General features: G+C 64.7%; 22 protein-coding genes. 1 reads left to right on the top strand and 21 read right to left on the bottom strand.

The genetic code is table 11. From position 1 onward, the window contains the following. The 17 genes from rplF to rpsJ form a co-directional block, all read right to left on the bottom strand. The gene (gene rplF / locus ON04_RS08530; RefSeq protein WP_010541183.1) at positions 1-537 is read right to left on the bottom strand and encodes a 50S ribosomal protein L6; all 537 of its coding nucleotides are present in this window, start codon (positions 535-537) and stop codon (positions 1-3) included. 11 nt (positions 538-548) lie between these two features. Continuing rightward, positions 549-947 (bottom strand): 30S ribosomal protein S8, encoded by a 399-nt coding sequence (rpsH, locus tag ON04_RS08525; RefSeq protein WP_010541182.1) that lies wholly within the window; start codon positions 945-947, stop codon positions 549-551. A 271-nt stretch (positions 948-1218) separates the two neighbouring features. Further along, on the bottom strand, positions 1219-1791 hold the full coding sequence (rplE, locus tag ON04_RS08520; protein ID WP_010541181.1) for a 50S ribosomal protein L5: 573 nt from the start codon (positions 1789-1791) through the stop codon (positions 1219-1221). Positions 1792-1793: 2 nt separating this feature from the next. Next, the gene (rplX, locus tag ON04_RS08515; protein ID WP_010541180.1) at positions 1794-2108 is read right to left on the bottom strand and encodes a 50S ribosomal protein L24; all 315 of its coding nucleotides are present in this window, start codon (positions 2106-2108) and stop codon (positions 1794-1796) included. A 1-nt stretch (position 2109) separates the two neighbouring features. Beyond that, positions 2110-2478 (bottom strand): 50S ribosomal protein L14, encoded by a 369-nt coding sequence (gene rplN, locus ON04_RS08510; protein WP_010541179.1) that lies wholly within the window; start codon positions 2476-2478, stop codon positions 2110-2112. Positions 2479-2622: 144 nt separating this feature from the next. After that, a complete protein-coding gene (locus ON04_RS08505) occupies positions 2623-3822 on the bottom strand; it encodes an alpha/beta hydrolase (protein WP_238529273.1) in 1200 nt (399 codons plus the stop codon). Between the two features lie 361 nt (positions 3823-4183). After that, positions 4184-4459: a 30S ribosomal protein S17 gene (gene rpsQ / locus ON04_RS08500; RefSeq protein ID WP_010541177.1), complete on the bottom strand. Its 276-nt coding sequence runs from the start codon at positions 4457-4459 to the stop codon at positions 4184-4186. 17 nt (positions 4460-4476) lie between these two features. Next, positions 4477-4707 (bottom strand): 50S ribosomal protein L29, encoded by a 231-nt coding sequence (rpmC, locus tag ON04_RS08495; protein WP_010541176.1) that lies wholly within the window; start codon positions 4705-4707, stop codon positions 4477-4479. Further along, on the bottom strand, positions 4707-5123 hold the full coding sequence (gene rplP / locus ON04_RS08490) for a 50S ribosomal protein L16 (protein WP_010541175.1): 417 nt from the start codon (positions 5121-5123) through the stop codon (positions 4707-4709). Before rplP ends, rpmC begins: the two co-directional genes overlap by 1 nt. A 2-nt stretch (positions 5124-5125) precedes the next feature. Beyond that, positions 5126-5944, bottom strand: coding sequence for a 30S ribosomal protein S3 (gene rpsC, locus ON04_RS08485; RefSeq protein WP_010541174.1), 819 nt, complete (start codon positions 5942-5944; stop codon positions 5126-5128). Then, positions 5945-6373 carry a 50S ribosomal protein L22 gene (gene rplV, locus ON04_RS08480; RefSeq protein ID WP_010541173.1) on the bottom strand — a complete coding sequence of 143 codons (429 nt, stop codon included), beginning with the start codon at positions 6371-6373 and terminating at the stop codon, positions 5945-5947. It lies immediately after the preceding gene. Continuing rightward, positions 6370-6651 (bottom strand): 30S ribosomal protein S19, encoded by a 282-nt coding sequence (gene rpsS, locus ON04_RS08475; protein ID WP_007628126.1) that lies wholly within the window; start codon positions 6649-6651, stop codon positions 6370-6372. Before rpsS ends, rplV begins: the two co-directional genes overlap by 4 nt. A 14-nt stretch (positions 6652-6665) precedes the next feature. Continuing rightward, positions 6666-7502 (bottom strand): 50S ribosomal protein L2, encoded by an 837-nt coding sequence (gene rplB / locus ON04_RS08470; protein WP_010541172.1) that lies wholly within the window; start codon positions 7500-7502, stop codon positions 6666-6668. Positions 7503-7533: 31 nt separating this feature from the next. Continuing rightward, positions 7534-7836, bottom strand: coding sequence for a 50S ribosomal protein L23 (gene rplW / locus ON04_RS08465; RefSeq protein WP_010541171.1), 303 nt, complete (start codon positions 7834-7836; stop codon positions 7534-7536). Then, positions 7833-8513 carry a 50S ribosomal protein L4 gene (gene rplD, locus ON04_RS08460; RefSeq protein WP_010541170.1) on the bottom strand — a complete coding sequence of 227 codons (681 nt, stop codon included), beginning with the start codon at positions 8511-8513 and terminating at the stop codon, positions 7833-7835. Before rplD ends, rplW begins: the two co-directional genes overlap by 4 nt. Further along, positions 8510-9175, bottom strand: coding sequence for a 50S ribosomal protein L3 (gene rplC, locus ON04_RS08455; RefSeq protein WP_010541169.1), 666 nt, complete (start codon positions 9173-9175; stop codon positions 8510-8512). Before rplC ends, rplD begins: the two co-directional genes overlap by 4 nt. A 52-nt stretch (positions 9176-9227) precedes the next feature. Continuing rightward, entirely contained in the window at positions 9228-9533 is a 306-nt protein-coding gene (gene rpsJ / locus ON04_RS08450; RefSeq protein ID WP_003938093.1) for a 30S ribosomal protein S10, read from the bottom strand. Between the two features lie 549 nt (positions 9534-10082). On the opposite strand from rpsJ, the gene ON04_RS08445 reads away from it, so the two are divergent. Continuing rightward, positions 10083-10355: a hypothetical protein gene (locus ON04_RS08445; RefSeq protein ID WP_029458073.1), complete on the top strand. Its 273-nt coding sequence runs from the start codon at positions 10083-10085 to the stop codon at positions 10353-10355. Between the two features lie 105 nt (positions 10356-10460). Here ON04_RS08445 and tuf read toward each other — a convergent pair whose 3' ends face one another. The 4 genes from tuf to rpsL all read right to left on the bottom strand — a co-directional run bounded on the left by tuf (position 10461) and on the right by rpsL (position 14977). Beyond that, positions 10461-11651 carry an elongation factor Tu gene (gene tuf, locus ON04_RS08440; protein ID WP_010541167.1) on the bottom strand — a complete coding sequence of 397 codons (1191 nt, stop codon included), beginning with the start codon at positions 11649-11651 and terminating at the stop codon, positions 10461-10463. Positions 11652-11824: 173 nt separating this feature from the next. Then, positions 11825-13936 carry an elongation factor G gene (fusA, locus tag ON04_RS08435; RefSeq protein WP_010541166.1) on the bottom strand — a complete coding sequence of 704 codons (2112 nt, stop codon included), beginning with the start codon at positions 13934-13936 and terminating at the stop codon, positions 11825-11827. A gap of 199 nt (positions 13937-14135) precedes the next feature. Beyond that, positions 14136-14606 (bottom strand): 30S ribosomal protein S7, encoded by a 471-nt coding sequence (rpsG, locus tag ON04_RS08430; protein ID WP_010541165.1) that lies wholly within the window; start codon positions 14604-14606, stop codon positions 14136-14138. Next, positions 14606-14977, bottom strand: coding sequence for a 30S ribosomal protein S12 (gene rpsL / locus ON04_RS08425; RefSeq protein ID WP_010541164.1), 372 nt, complete (start codon positions 14975-14977; stop codon positions 14606-14608). Before rpsL ends, rpsG begins: the two co-directional genes overlap by 1 nt. Between the last annotated feature and the right edge of the window lie 70 nt (positions 14978-15047).

Below are 15047 nucleotides of genomic sequence, written 5' to 3'. Positions count from 1 at the left end.
TCACTTACCCGTCTTTCCGACCTTGCGACGGACCTGCTCGCCGGCGTAGCGGATGCCCTTGCCCTTATACGGGTCGTGCTTCCGCAGTCGCTTGATGTTGGCGGCGATCTGGCCCACCTGCTGCTTGTCGATCCCGGAGATCGAGAACTTGGTCGCACCGTCCACCGCGAACGTGATTCCGTCCGGGGCGACAACCGGCACGGGATGCGAGTAACCCAGGGCGAACTCGAGGTCCGAGCCCTTGGCCACGACGCGATAACCGACGCCGAAGATCTCCATATCCTGCTTGTAGCCCTCCGTGACGCCCACGACCATGTTGTTGACCAGGGAGCGAGAGAGACCGTGCAGGGAACGGCTGTCACGGTGCTCGTCGGGACGGTTCACCGTGATGGTGTTGTCCTCGACCGAGACCGTGATCGGAGCGGGCAGATCCTGGGTGAGTTCACCCTTGGGGCCCTTGACGGTGATGGCCTGGCCGTCGACCTTGATGTCGACACCGGACGGAACGTTGATCGGAGCCTTACCGATACGTGACATTTCTCGCCCCCTTACCAGACGTGGGCGAGGACTTCCCCGCCCACCTTCTTGTTGTTCGCCTGACGGTCGGTGAGCAGGCCTTGGGACGTCGAGATGATCGCGACACCCAGCCCGCCGAGGACCTTGGGCAGTTCGGTGGACTTGGCGTACACGCGCAGACCGGGCTTAGAGATGCGCTTGATGCCCTGGATGCTCCGCTGGCGAGACGGGCCGTACTTGAGGTCGATGGTGAGCTTCTTGCCCACCTCGGCATCGGCGACGTTGTAGTCAGCGATGTAACCCTCTTGCTTGAGAATCGCCGCGATGTTGCCCTTGAGCTTGGAATGCGGCATGGCCACTGATTCGTGGAACGCCGAGTTGGCGTTACGCACACGCGTCAGCATGTCCGCGATGGGATCGGTCATCGACATGGATAAACCATGTTCCTTTCTCGTAACGGTTCCCATGCAACACCTCGGGTACACCGGCCTGTGGGCCGGTGCCGTCAGTCGTGGGCCTATCACGAAGAGTGCGAATGTTCTTTTGTATGGGACCCGGACTCCCCTTGGGGTTCCCGGGTATCCCGCCGCTTCCCGTGCTCTTCACAAGGGAGGCGACCAGAGACGACTGGGCCGTCTGCCCGTCGCCGGGGTTCCGCTGTTGGGATCCCCGACGAAGGCGGCCGGTCCGGCCGGAAGGAGGTCAGTCCTCCTTGAAGGGGAAGCCGAGCTGCTTGAGCAGTGCGCGGCCCTCTTCGTCGTTGGTCGCGGTGGTGACGACCGTGATGTCCATGCCTCGCGGCCGGTCGACCTTGTCGACGTCGATCTCGTAGAACATCGTCTGCTCGTTGAGTCCGAACGTGTAGTTGCCGTGACCGTCGAACTGCTTGCCCGAGAGTCCCCGGAAGTCGCGGATGCGCGGGAGCGCAACAGTGGTCAGGCGGTCCAGGAACTCCCACATGCGGTCGCCCCGGAGGGTGACGCGGGCGCCGATCGGCATTCCTTCGCGGAGCTTGAACTGAGCGATGGACTTGCGAGCCCGGCGAACCTGCGGCTTCTGACCGGTGATCAGCGTGAGGTCGTTGAGGGCGCCGTTGATGAGCTTGGCATCGCGAGCGGCGTCACCGACACCCATGTTCACGACGACCTTGACGACGCCCGGGATCTGCATGACGTTCGCGTACTCAAAAGTCTCATTGAGCGCCGGCTTGATCTCGTTCCGGTACTTGGTCTTGAGCCGCGGGGTGTAGCCGGCGGGAAGAGCGGTATCGGTCATTGTCACAGGTCCTTCCCGGTCTTGCGCGAGACACGGACACGCTTGCCGTTCTCGTCAGTGCGGATTCCGACCCGGGTCGGGGTGCCGTCGGCGTCCACGACCATCACGTTGGAGACGTGGATCGGGGCTTCCTGGGTGACGATGCCGCCCGAGGAGGCGCCGCGCTCAGCGGCCGAGTTCGAGGTGTGCTTCTTGATGCGGTTGACGCCCTCGACGAGGATCTTCTCCTGCGCGGGGAAAGCCTGGATGACCTTGCCCTTCGCGCCCTTGTCCTTGCCCGAGATGACGAGCACCGTGTCGCCCTTGTGAACCTTCATGTCAGAGCACCTCCGGAGCCAGCGAGACGATGCGCATGAACTTCTTGTCGCGCAGTTCGCGACCGACCGGCCCGAAGATGCGCGTGCCACGAGGATCGTTGTCGTTCTTGATGATGACGGCGGCGTTCTCGTCAAACTTGATGTACGAACCGTCCGGCCGACGGCGCTCCTTTGCGGTGCGCACGATGACGGCCTTGACGATCTCACCCTTCTTGACGTTGCCACCGGGGATGGCGTCCTTGACGGTGGCGACGATGATGTCCCCAACGCCCGCGTAGCGACGCTTAGATCCACCGAGAACGCGGATGCAGAGAATCTCCTTGGCACCCGTGTTGTCGGCGATCTTGAGTCGCGACTCCTGCTGGATCATGGTTCTCCTGACCAGGTCTGTTCTTATGTGTGCCGAATACCGACCCGACACACGCGGTCATGCCGCCCGGCGACGCGTTACGACGCGAAAGGTCGGGCAACTGCTCCAGTGTAGGGTGCGGACCCGACCTCACCCAAATCGCGGTCAGCTCCCGGTTGAGCCAGCGGATCCCGACGACCCCAACGAGCCCGAGGAACCCTCTGAACTCGATGAGCCAGCGGAACCGAGGGCTTGGGCCGGCGCACTACCCTTCGCCGTTTTCCCATTCGGTGTGGCGGCATCGAGTCCGGCCAGGAGGTGGTTCATGCTCGGCCGCATTTGGCTGACGAACACGGGCCAGTTGTGGATGCCGGTGGGCATGTACGCCATTTGCAGCTTGACGTCAGGGACGGACGCCAATGCGGCCTCCAATGCCTTGGTGCTCTCGTATGACCCCTTCTCCAGCAAGTGGCCGTCGAGGAGAATCACCTCGTTGCTACCGAAATGCCCAAGCTCTGTGGAACCGACGATACCGGTCGCGGCGCTGAGGAAGACAGCCTTCCCCGCCAGTCCGGACGGATCCAACAGGGTGTCATGATCCCGCCACGCCTGTGAGTCCCGCGGTCCCCACATCTTGGTCACGTCACCATGACGGGCGGCGGTTGTGAGACGCGCGTACTGGTAACCGAGGTCATCGGTGGTCGAGTACGCACCGCTGACACCCGCGGTGGCGTTGAACATCTCGTAGGTGTTGGCGAGGTGAAGTGCGGCGGACGCACCCATCGACAAGCCCATCACCCCCCAGTCACCGTTGTGGGCCAACCCTCCCCCGGCGCCGGTCATTCCCTGCTTGAGGAGCGGAGGTAGTTCTTCGGTCAGGAAGGTCTCCCACTTGTTGGGGCCCAGGATCGGGTCGTCATCCTGCCAGTTCGACCACATTGAGGCAGGGCCGCCGGTCGGGGCGATGACATTGACGTTCTTGTCCCGAAGAACTTGGTCACCCCAGCCCATACCGGTGCTCCACCCCGACGGGACCTCGCTACCGACGCCGTCGAGGAAGTACACGTTCGGCGTGTCGAACCCGACCGGGGCGCGGTAGACCTCCACGCGAATCTCCCGTTGCATCGATTTGGATGTCACCGTCCACACCTCGGCCCGGGCGTCCGCGGGGTTGGGCGAGCCGGGGAACAGCGGCTTGATACTCCGGACGTTCGAATCTGTGATGGCCGAGTCTCGCTTAGCAACCGGACGCGTGGGCGCAGCAGAACTACCCGGGCGCGGGAACTCCTCGGATCCCGCCGCCGCTACCGAACCCAGCACCGAAGTGAGCGGCACTGCCGCACCGAGATTGGCCAACGCCGCCACGCTAAGAGACGGGACGCCCAACAGGCTCCCCGGTACCACGCTCGGAGTCAGGGACGCGGGGTCAGCAGATCCGCCGTCTGCGCTCTGAGCGCTGGCCGGAACCGCAGCCGAGGTGACGATCAGCGCCGCGGTCGCGACACCGGATAACCCGATCTGGATCACTCGGCGAGAAACCCGAGTTCCTCCCCGATGGCTACTGCCTTGTCGAATGATCATCGTTTGTATCCTGTTCTACTGAGCGAGTCGCGGCCTATGACACAACACTCACGATTCGTTACATTCGTTAAATTCGTTACAAAGAATGCAGAACGGCCCGGCCCTGGATGCTCCGGGGCCGGGCCGTTCTGGGTTCGGGAGGGGCTTACTTGGCCCGCTCCAACACCTCGACGAGGCGGTAGCGCTTCGTGGCGGACAGCGGGCGGGTCTCCATGATCCGCACGCGGTCACCCACGCCAGCGGTGTTGGCCTCATCGTGGGCCTTCACGCGCTCGGTCCGACGCATGATCTTGCCGTACAACGGGTGCTTCACGCGGTCCTCGAGTTCGACAATGATGGTCTTCTCCATCTTGTCGGACACGACGTACCCGATACGCACCTTGCGGCTGTTGCGCTCGACGTTCTCGCTGGACTCAGTCACAACTGTTTCCTTGTCACTCACTTGGCATCACCCGGCGCCGCCGACAGCCCGAGCTCGCGCTCGCGGATGACGGTGTAGATCCGTGCGATGTCGTGACGGACGACACGCAGGCGACGGTTGTTGGTCAGCTGACCGGTGGCCATCTGGAAGCGCAGGTTGAACAGCTCTTCCTTAGCCTCACGCAGGCGCGCGGTCAGGGCATCGGCGTCGAGCTCACGCAGCTCGGGGGCGGTGATTCCACTAGCCATCAGAACTGCTCCTCCCGGGTCACGATGCGGGTCTTGCACGGGAGTTTGTGCTGCGCGCGACGCAGGGCCTCGCGAGCGGTCTCCTCGTTCGGGTACGACATCTCGAAGAGAATGCGACCCGGCTTGACGTTCGCGACCCACCACTCGACGGATCCCTTACCGGAACCCATCCGAACCTCGGCGGGCTTCTTGGTCAGCGGACGGTCCGGGTAGATGTTGATCCAGACCTTGCCGCCACGCTTGATGTGGCGGTTGATGGCGATACGCGCGGACTCGATCTGCCGGTTGGTGACATAGGCAGGCTCGAGCGCCTGGATTCCGTAGTCACCGAACGTCACCTTGGTGCCGCCCTTGGCCCCGCCCTTGCGGCCGGGGTGGTGCTGCTTACGGTGCTTGACGCGCTTGGGGATCAGCACGGTCAGGCCTCCTTGTTCTCTGCGGGCGCCTCGGCCGGGGCAGCGGAACCGGCGCGGCCGGTCTCGGTGCTGGTGGCCGTGGTGCCCTGGGCGCCGGAACGACGCGGCCGGCCGGCGCCGCGCTCACGGCGCGGAGCCCGATCGGCACCGCCGCGGTTGCTGGACTGGGCGAACTGGTCGGACTCGCGGCGGCCACCGACGACGTCACCCTTATAGATCCACACCTTGACGCCGATGCGACCGAAGGTCGTCTTGGCCTCGTAGGTGCCGTAATCGATCTCGGCACGCAGGGTGTGCAGAGGGACGCGTCCCTCGTGGTAGCGCTCCGAGCGGGACATCTCGGCGCCGCCGAGACGGCCTGAACAGACCACCTTGATGCCCTTGACCTGGGGCTGACGCATGGCGGACTGAATGCCCTTACGCATCGCGCGGCGGAAGGCCACGCGGTTTGTCAGCTGCTCGGCGATGCCCTGGGCAACGAGCTGAGCATCGGCCTCGGTGTTCTTGATCTCGAGGATGTTGAGGTGGACCTGCTTCGCGGTCAGCTTCTCGAGCTCACCACGCAGACGATCCGCCTCGGCGCCACGACGACCGATCACAATGCCCGGACGGGCGGTGTGAATGTCGACGTGAACCCGGTCACGGGTGCGCGAGATGTCGACGCCCGAGATACCGGCCCGCTCCATACCCTTAGACAGGAGCTTGCGGATCTTGATGTCCTCGGACACGTAGTCGGCGTACTGCTTATCGGCGAACCACTTCGACGTCCAGTCCGAGGTGATACCCAGACGGAAGCCGTGCGGATGGATCTTCTGTCCCATTTAGCGGGCACCTCCCTGGTTACGACGTCCCCGACCGGTCGAACCGGCCTTCTCGGGAACGCTGGTCACCTCGATGGTGATGTGGCTCGTGCGCTTGCGGATACGGAACGCACGACCCTGTGCGCGCGGCTGGAACCGCTTCAGGGTCGGGCCCTCATCTGCGTACGCCGTGGTCACGACGAGGGTCCGGGGATCCAGGTCGAGATTGTTCTCGGCGTTTGCCATCGCGGAGGCCAGAACCTTGGCGACCGGCTCACTGGCGGCCTGCGGCGCGAACCGCAGGATGTCCAGAGCGGCGGAGGCGTCCTTGCCCCGGATGAGGTCGATCACGCGACGCGCCTTCATCGGCGTGACGCGGACGAACTTCGCGGTGGCGCGGGCGGAGAGGTTCTCGGCCGGCGCTTCATTCTTCTGGGTATCAGTGCTCATCGACGCTTACTCTTCCGATCGTCCTTGATGTGCCCCTTGAACGTGCGCGTCGGCGCGAACTCGCCGAGCTTGTGACCCACCATGGAGTCGGACACGAACACGGGCACATGCTTACGGCCGTCATGGACGGCGAAGGTGTGGCCGATGAAATCGGGCAAGATCGTCGAGCGACGCGACCAGGTCTTGATGACCTGATGAGTACCCTTGTCGTTCTGCACGTCCACCTTCGCGAGGAGGTGCTCGTCGACGAACGGACCCTTCTTGAGACTACGAGGCATCCTAGTTTCCCTCCTTAACGCTTCTTACCGGTGCGACGGCGACGGACAATGAGATTGTCGCTCGCCTTGTTGGGCTTGCGGGTCCGGCCCTCGGGCTGGCCCCACGGGCTGACGGGGTGACGACCACCGGACGTCTTACCCTCGCCACCGCCGTGTGGGTGGTCGATCGGGTTCATGACGACACCACGGACGGTCGGGCGAACGCCCTTCCACCGCATACGGCCGGCCTTACCCCAGTTGATGTTGGCCTGCTCGGCATTACCGACCTCACCGATCGTTGCGCGGCAGCGCACATCGACGCGACGGATCTCGCCGGAGGGCATACGCAGCGAGGCGTAGGCGCCCTCCTTACCGAGAAGCTGGATTCCAGCGCCGGCCGCTCGGGCCATCTTGGCGCCGCCGCCCGGGCGCAGCTCCACGGCGTGCACCACGGTGCCGGCGGGGATACTGCGGAGCGGCAGGTTGTTGCCGGTCTTGATGTCGGCGCCGATACCGGACTCGACCTTCATGCCCTGCTTGAGGTTGCGCGGGGCCAGGATGTACCGCTTCTCGCCATCCGCGTAGTGCAAGAGGGCGATGTTAGCGGTGCGGTTCGGGTCGTATTCGATATGCGCGACGGTGGCGTTGACGCCGTCCTTGTCGTTACGACGGAAGTCGATGACCCGGTACTGGCGCTTGTGTCCACCGCCCTTGTGGCGCGTGGTGATTCGGCCGTGGCCGTTACGTCCGCCGCTCTTGCTCAACGGGCGTAGTAGCGACTTCTCGGGCGTCGAGCGCGTGATCTCGGCGAAGTCCGAGACGCTCGAGCCGCGACGACCGGGGGTCGTGGGCTTGTACTTGCGGATAGCCATGAGGTTCTCTCGTCCTTAACTCTTCCCGCCCTCAGGCGGTCAGACCCGGGATCTCGATGGGCTTGCTGTCAGCCGCGAGGGTCACGATGGCGCGCTTGGTGCTCTTGCGCTGACCGAACCCGGTGCGGGTGCGCTTGCGCTTGCCCTTACGGTTGGCGGTGTTCACGGACTCCACCTTGACGCCGAAGATCTCCTGGATGGCGATCTTGATCTGCGTCTTGTTGGCGTCCGGGGTGACCAGGAACGTGTACACGCCCTGCTCGAGCAGGCTATAGGCCTTCTCGGAGACGACGGGGGCGAGGATCACGTCCCGGGGATCGGCGACGGTGCTCACTTGTCGGCCTCCTTCGCAACAGTCTTCTTAGTGGCCTGCGTGACGAATGCGTCCAGAGCCTCGACCGTGAACACGACGTCGTCGGCGTTGAGGACGTCGTACGTGTTCAGCTGATCAGGAGCGATCGGGTGAACGTGATCGAGGTTGGCGACGGAACGCCACGCTGCGGAGTCCTCACGTCCCACGACGACCAGGAACTTCTTACGGTCCGAGATCGAGACGAGGAAGTCACGGACGCCCGCGGTAGAAGGCTTCTGGCCCTCGACGAACTCGCTGACGACGTGGATACGCTCGCCTGCCAGCCGGTCGGAGAGGGCTCCGCGCAGTGCGGCGGCCTTCATCTTCTTGGGGGTCCGCTGCGAGTAGTCCCGCGGCTTCGGGCCGTGGACCGTGCCGCCGCCGGTGTAGGCGGGGGCGCGGGTCGAGCCCTGACGGGCGCGGCCGGTCCCCTTCTGGCGGAACGGCTTGCGACCGCCGCCTCGGACCTCTCCGCGGGTCTTGGTCGAGTGAGTACCCTGACGCGCCGCGGCGAGCTGCGCCACCACGACCTGGTGCATGAGGGGCAGGTTGGGCTCGACGCCGAAGACCTCGGCAGGGAGCTCGACGGAGCCGTCGGTCTTCCCGGCCGGTGTACGGACGTCCAGCTTGAGGTTCACGGTGTTCTCCGTGGTAGTCATGCGTGCGCACCGCCCTTCACTGCGGAACGGACCATCACGAGGCCGCCGTTGCGACCCGGGATAGCACCCTTGATGAGGAGGACGCCGGCCTCGGCGTCAACCTTGTGGACCTTGAGGTTCATGGTGGTCACACGCTCGTTACCCATACGACCGGCCATCTTCTTGCCGCGGAACACGCGACCCGGGGTGGACGCACCACCGATGGAGCCGGGCTTGCGGTGCACCGCCTGCGTACCGTGCGACGCACCCTGGCCCGAGAAGCCGTGACGCTTCATGGTGCCGGCGAAGCCCTTGCCCTTGGACGTGCCGGTGACGTCGACGAATGCGCCGTCCTCGAACACGTCGGCGCCGAGCTCCTGCCCGACCTCGAACCCGGCTGCCTGCTCGGAATTGTCCAGGCGGATCTCGGCGAGGTGACGGCGCGGGGTGACCCCGGCCTTCTCGAACTGCCCACTGACGGGCTTGTTGACCCGGCGGGGATCGATCGCGCCAAACGCGATCTGGACGGCGTTGTAGCCGTCGGTCTCTTCGGTACGGATCCCGGTGACGACGCACGGCCCGGCCTTGACGACGGTTACCGGGACGACCCGGTTGTTCTCGTCGAAGACCTGGGTCATGCCGAGCTTGGCGCCCAGGATGCCTTTGATCTCGATGTTACTCATCTGTTCACTGTCTCCGCTGCACGTTGCTTGCTGACCGCTACGCGGTCGGAGGTCACTGGATGTTGACGTCGACGCTGGCAGGCAGGTCGATGCGCATGAGCGCGTCCACGGTCTTGGGCGTCGGGTCGAGGATGTCGATCAGCCGCTTGTGGGTACGCATCTCGAAGTGCTCACGCGAATCCTTGTACTTATGCGGCGAGCGGATGACGCAGTAGACGTTCTTCTCGGTAGGCAGCGGCACGGGGCCGACAACACGAGCACCCGTACGGGTCACCGTCTCGACGATCTTCCGGGCCGAAGCATCGATCGCCTCGTGGTCATAGGCCTTGAGCCGGATGCGGATCTTTTGTCCCGCCACTTCGTCCTCTTCTCCTCCCGCCCGTGAAGGCGGCTGTCGTGAGCGCCCTCGCGTCGCGGGGGCACTGCTGTGTTCGCTTGTCGTATGTGACACCGTCAGACCGACTAGAAGCCGGTCACGTGCATCGGTATCCGTCTTGGAGGCCCCGGTCGCGCGCCCACGGGCATGACACGAATACAGGACCTCCAGAGGACGGTACTGCCGGACTTGCGCACGAGGCGAAGTTGACGGCGGACCGATCCGCTGCCGCTGTTGACGTGTCACGACGCGTCCACGCGGTCGGGCGTGTCGCCCTCCCACTTTTCCAGCGGGTGATTACTCACCCGCCACGGTCGTGCTCGCCCGGCCAACCCGACTCTTCGATGGACCCGAGGGCCCACTGTCAGACGCCGCCTTGTCCGGGCAACTTCACCAGTATGCCGCACGGAAGCGGTCCGAGCAAAATCAGTACACATCGAATGTCCTTCTCCGCACCGGCCAACCCGGGAGCGGCCGCGTTCTTCGGTAGCGTCAACCGCATACACCACCCCTCCCCTAGGAGACGTCAACGTGAACAGTCGACATGAGCCCCGCGATCCGGCGGCCTATAAGCGCGAGCGGAGGCAGGCGGTGCTACGCCACCACCCGGATACGGGCGGGGATCCGGACGAGCTGCACCGCGCGCTCCAGGAGATCGATCGCCGGCACGGTGTGCTGGGCCCCGACCGCTCCGAGCGGTACGCGACGGCCGAACAGGTTGCGGCGGTGGCCGTCACCGCGCTGGCCGGAGTGGCGGCCGTCGGGTTGTCGGTGGCGATGAGTTTCATGGGCCGGCGGAAATAGCCTGCAATAGCCATCACCACGTGGCAGAAGGGGCGCCCCACCTCGCGGTGGGGCGCCCCTTCTGTTGCGACCGGGTGTTCATCCGGTGCGGATTGTCACATCAGATCACTTGATGATCTTGCTGACCTGACCGGCGCCGACGGTGCGGCCACCCTCGCGGATAGCGAAGCGCAGTCCCTCGTCCATGGCGACCGGCTGAATGAGCTCGACGCTCATCTCGGTGTTGTCACCGGGCATGACCATCTCGGTGCCCTCGGGGAGGGTCACGACGCCGGTCACGTCCGTGGTGCGGAAGTAGAACTGCGGGCGGTAGTTGTTGAAGAACGGCGTGTGACGGCCGCCCTCGTCCTTGGACAGGATGTACGCCTGGCCCTCGAACGAGGTGTGCGGGGTGTAGGCGCCGGGCTTGACGACGACCTGACCGCGCTCGACGTCCTCACGCTTGAGGCCACGGACGAGCAGACCAACGTTGTCGCCGGCCTCGCCGTAGTCGAGGAGCTTACGGAACATCTCGATGCCCGTGATGGTGGTCTTGGTGGCCTTCTCCTTGATGCCGATGAGCTCGACATCCTCGTTCACGTTGACCTTGCCACGCTCGATACGACCGGTGACGACGGTGCCACGACCGGTGATCGTGAAGACGTCCTCGACGGGCATGAGGAACGGCTTGTCGGTCTCGCGCTCGGGATCCGGAATGGAGTCGTCGCACGCCTGCATGAGGTCGCGAACAGCCTGGACCCACTTCTCGTCACCCTCGAGCGCCTTGAGCGCCGAGATGTGGACGACCGGGGCATCCTCGTCGAAGTCCTGCGAAGCCAGCAGCTCGCGGACCTCCATCTCGACGAGCTCGAGGATCTCCTCGTCGTCGACCATGTCGCACTTGTTCAGGGCGACAAGGATGTAGGGCACGCCGACCTGACGGGCGAGCAGAACGTGCTCACGCGTCTGGGGCATCGGGCCGTCGGTGGCGGCCACGACGAGGATCGCGCCGTCCATCTGGGCGGCACCGGTGATCATGTTCTTGATGTAGTCGGCGTGACCGGGGGCGTCAACGTGCGCGTAGTGACGCTTCTCCGTCTGGTACTCGACGTGGGAGATGTTGATCGTGATACCACGAGCCTTCTCCTCCGGCGCCTTGTCGATCTCATCGAACGCGAATGCGTCGTTGAGCTCGGGGTAGGTGTCCGCCAGAACCTTGGTGATGGCCGCGGTGGTGGTGGTCTTGCCATGGTCGACGTGACCGATGGTGCCGATGTTAACGTGCGGCTTCGTCCGCTCGAACTTCGCCTTCGCCACTTGATGTCCTCCTGGACTGGTCTGTCCCCACGTCATCGTGGGCACTGCTTTGTGTGGGATCTGATCTTACTCATCGTGCCGTGGGGCACGAACCGGCGGCCACCCGGAGGTTCGACCGTGCGCCGCCGGCATCGGTCCCATCCCGTCTTGGTGACGAGATGGGACCATACCGGTTACTCGCCGGTCGCCTTGGCGATGATCTCCTTGGACACACTCGCCGGAACCTCGGCGTAGTGGGAGAAGACCATCGAGTAGTTGGCCCGGCCCTGCGTCTTCGACCGGAGGTCGCCGACGTAGCCGAACATTTCGGAAAGCGGCACATTGGCCTTCACGACGCGAGCGCCGGAGCGCTCCTCCATCGCGTTGACCTGACCGCGTCGGGAGTTGAGGTCACCGATGACATCGCCCATGTAGTCCTCGGGCGTGGTGACCTCGACGGCCATGAGCGGCTCGAGGATCACCGGCTGGCACTTACGCGCAGCCTCCTTGAAGGCCATCGAGCCCGCGACCTTGAACGCCATCTCGGACGAGTCGACCTCGTGGTAGGCACCATCGACCAGGGTGGCCTTGACGTTCACCATCGGGTAGCCGGCCAGGATGCCGTACTGCATGGCGTCCTTGATGCCCGCGTCCACGGAGGGGATGTACTCCTTGGGCACGCGGCCACCGGTCACCTTGTCGTTGAAGGTGTAGGTCTCGCCCTCTTCGATGGACTCCTGGTCCAGCGGTTCGAGTCGGATCTGCACCTTCGCGAACTGACCGGAACCACCGGTCTGCTTCTTGTGCGTGTAGTCGTACTTCTCGACGGTGCCCTTGATGGTCTCGCGGTACGCGACCTGCGGCTTGCCGACGTTGGCCTCGACCTTGAACTCACGCTTCATGCGGTCGACGAGCACGTCCAGGTGAAGCTCACCCATGCCGCCGATGACGGTCTGCCCCGTCTCATCGTCCAGCCGGACGGTGAAGGTCGGATCCTCTTCGGCGAGCTTCTGGATCGCGGTACCGAGCTTCTCCTGGTCGGCCTTGGTCTTGGGCTCGATGGAGACGTCGATGACCGGGTCCGGGAACGTCATGGACTCGAGCACGACCTGGTTGTTCAGGTCGGACAGGGTGTCACCGGTGGTGGTGTCCTTGAGTCCGATGAAGGCGTAGATGTTGCCGGCCACGGCCTCTTCGACCGGGTTCTCCTTGTTGGCGTGCATCTGGAAGAGCTTGCCGACGCGCTCCTTCTTGCCCTTGGTCGAGTTGGCGACCTGGGTGCCCGGCTCGACGCGGCCCGAGTAGACGCGCACGAAGGTGAGCTTGCCGAAAAACGGGTGGACGGCGATCTTGAACGCGAGCGCGGAGAACGGCTCGTCCTTCGCCGGCTTGCGCACGATCTCGACCGACTCGTCGCCGACCTTGTGCCCGTGGACCTCGCCGACGTCCAGCGGGGTCGGCAGGAAGTCGACAACGGCGTTGAGCATGGGCTGGACGCCCTTGTTCTTGTACGCCGAGCCACACAGGACCGGGTAGAGCTCGGAGTTGACCGTCATCTTGCGGACGGCTCCCTTGATCTCCTCGACCGTGAGCTCCTCACCGCCGAAGTACTTCTCCATGAGCGCTTCGTCGGACTCGGCCACCGTCTCCAGCAGCTTCTCGCGGTACTCCGCGGCCTTCTCCTGGAGGTCAGCCGGGATCTCCTCGATCGACGCGTCCGCACCGATCTCGGTCTTGCCGGGCCAAACGTGGGCCTTCATCTCGATGAGGTCGACGATGCCGTCGAACTGGTCCTCGGCACCGATCGGCAGCTGCAGGACCAACGGCTTGGCGCCGAGGCGGTCGATGATGGTCTGGACCGTGTAGTAGAAGTCCGCGCCGAGCTTGTCCATCTTGTTGACGAAGCAGATGCGGGGCACGTCGTACTTCTCGGCCTGGCGCCAGACCTGCTCCGACTGGGGCTCGACGCCCTCCTTGCCGTCGAAGACCGCGACAGCGCCGTCGAGCACGCGAAGCGAGCGCTCGACCTCGACCGTGAAGTCCACGTGGCCCGGGGTGTCGATGATGTTGATCTGGTTGTTGTCCCAGAAACAGGTGACCGCGGCGGACGTGATCGTGATGCCGCGCTCCTTCTCCTGCTCCATCCAGTCGGTGGTGGAGGCACCGTCGTGGGTCTCGCCGGCCTTGCGGTTGACACCCGTGTAGAACAGGATGCGCTCGGTGGTGGTGGTCTTACCGGCGTCGATGTGCGCCATGATGCCGATGTTGCGGACCTTGTTGAGGTCGGTCAGCACGTCCTGTGCCACGGATTCTCCCCGATCGTGAGTCGTCGGTGGCCCGTGCGGTCGGTGTCGACCGTCCGAACCGGGTCATTGTGTTGGTGCCGGCGTCGCGCTCTCGATGGGACGAGACGGGGCCACGGCAATAATGCCACCAAGTAGGCAGCAGCGGGACCCTGGACAGGGGGTGGTCGTGACGCCACCTCCCCGTCCGGGGCCCACCAGGTCACCAGCGGTAGTGCGCGAACGCCCGGTTGGCCTCGGCCATCTTGTGGGTGTCCTCGCGACGCTTGACCGCTGCACCCAGACCGTTCGAGGCGTCCAGAATCTCGTTGGCCAGACGCTCGACCATCGTGTTCTCGCGACGCTGCCGGGAGAATGTCACCAGCCAGCGCATCGCCAGGGTCGTGGAACGACCGGGGCGGACCTCGACGGGCACCTGGTAGGTGGCGCCGCCGACACGACGGGAGCGGACCTCGAGGGCCGGGCGGACGTTGTCCAGGGCCTTCTTGAGGGTGAGGACCGGATCGGTGCCGGTCTTCTCACGGCAGATCTCCAGCGCGGAGTAGACGATGCGCTCGGCGGTCGTCTTTTTTCCGTCGAGGAGGATCTTGTTGACGAGCTGGGTGACCAGCAGCGAACCGTAGACCGGATCGTTGATGAGCTGGCGCTTCGGGGCGGGACCCTTACGAGGCATTACTTCTCCTTCTTGGCGCCGTAGCGGGAGCGGGCCTGCTTGCGGTCCTTCACGCCCTGCGTGTCGAGGGAGCCGCGGATGATCTTGTAACGCACACCCGGGAGGTCCTTCACACGACCGCCACGCACGAGCACCATCGAGTGCTCCTGCAGGTTGTGGCCCTCGCCGGGGATGTAAGCGGAGACCTCGATGCCGGTGGTGAGGCGCACGCGGGCGACCTTACGAAGCGCGGAGTTCGGCTTCTTGGGGGTGGTGGTGTACACGCGGGTGCACACGCCGCGGCGCTGCGGCGAGCCCTTGAGGGCAGCCGTCGACGTCGCCGACTTCTTGTCCTGGCGGCCCTTGCGGACCAGCTGGTTGATGGTTGGCATGAACCGACTTTCTCTAGCTGGTGGCCTCCTCGCGAGGCGACCACCGGTCACTGGGACGTTGCTCGTATCC

The organism is Dietzia alimentaria 72 (assembly GCF_000226215.1).
Taxonomy (GTDB): Bacteria; Actinomycetota; Actinomycetes; order Mycobacteriales; family Mycobacteriaceae; genus Dietzia; species Dietzia alimentaria.
Note: the sequence above shows the minus strand (reverse complement) of the source record. Positions and strands in the feature narration are given on the sequence as shown.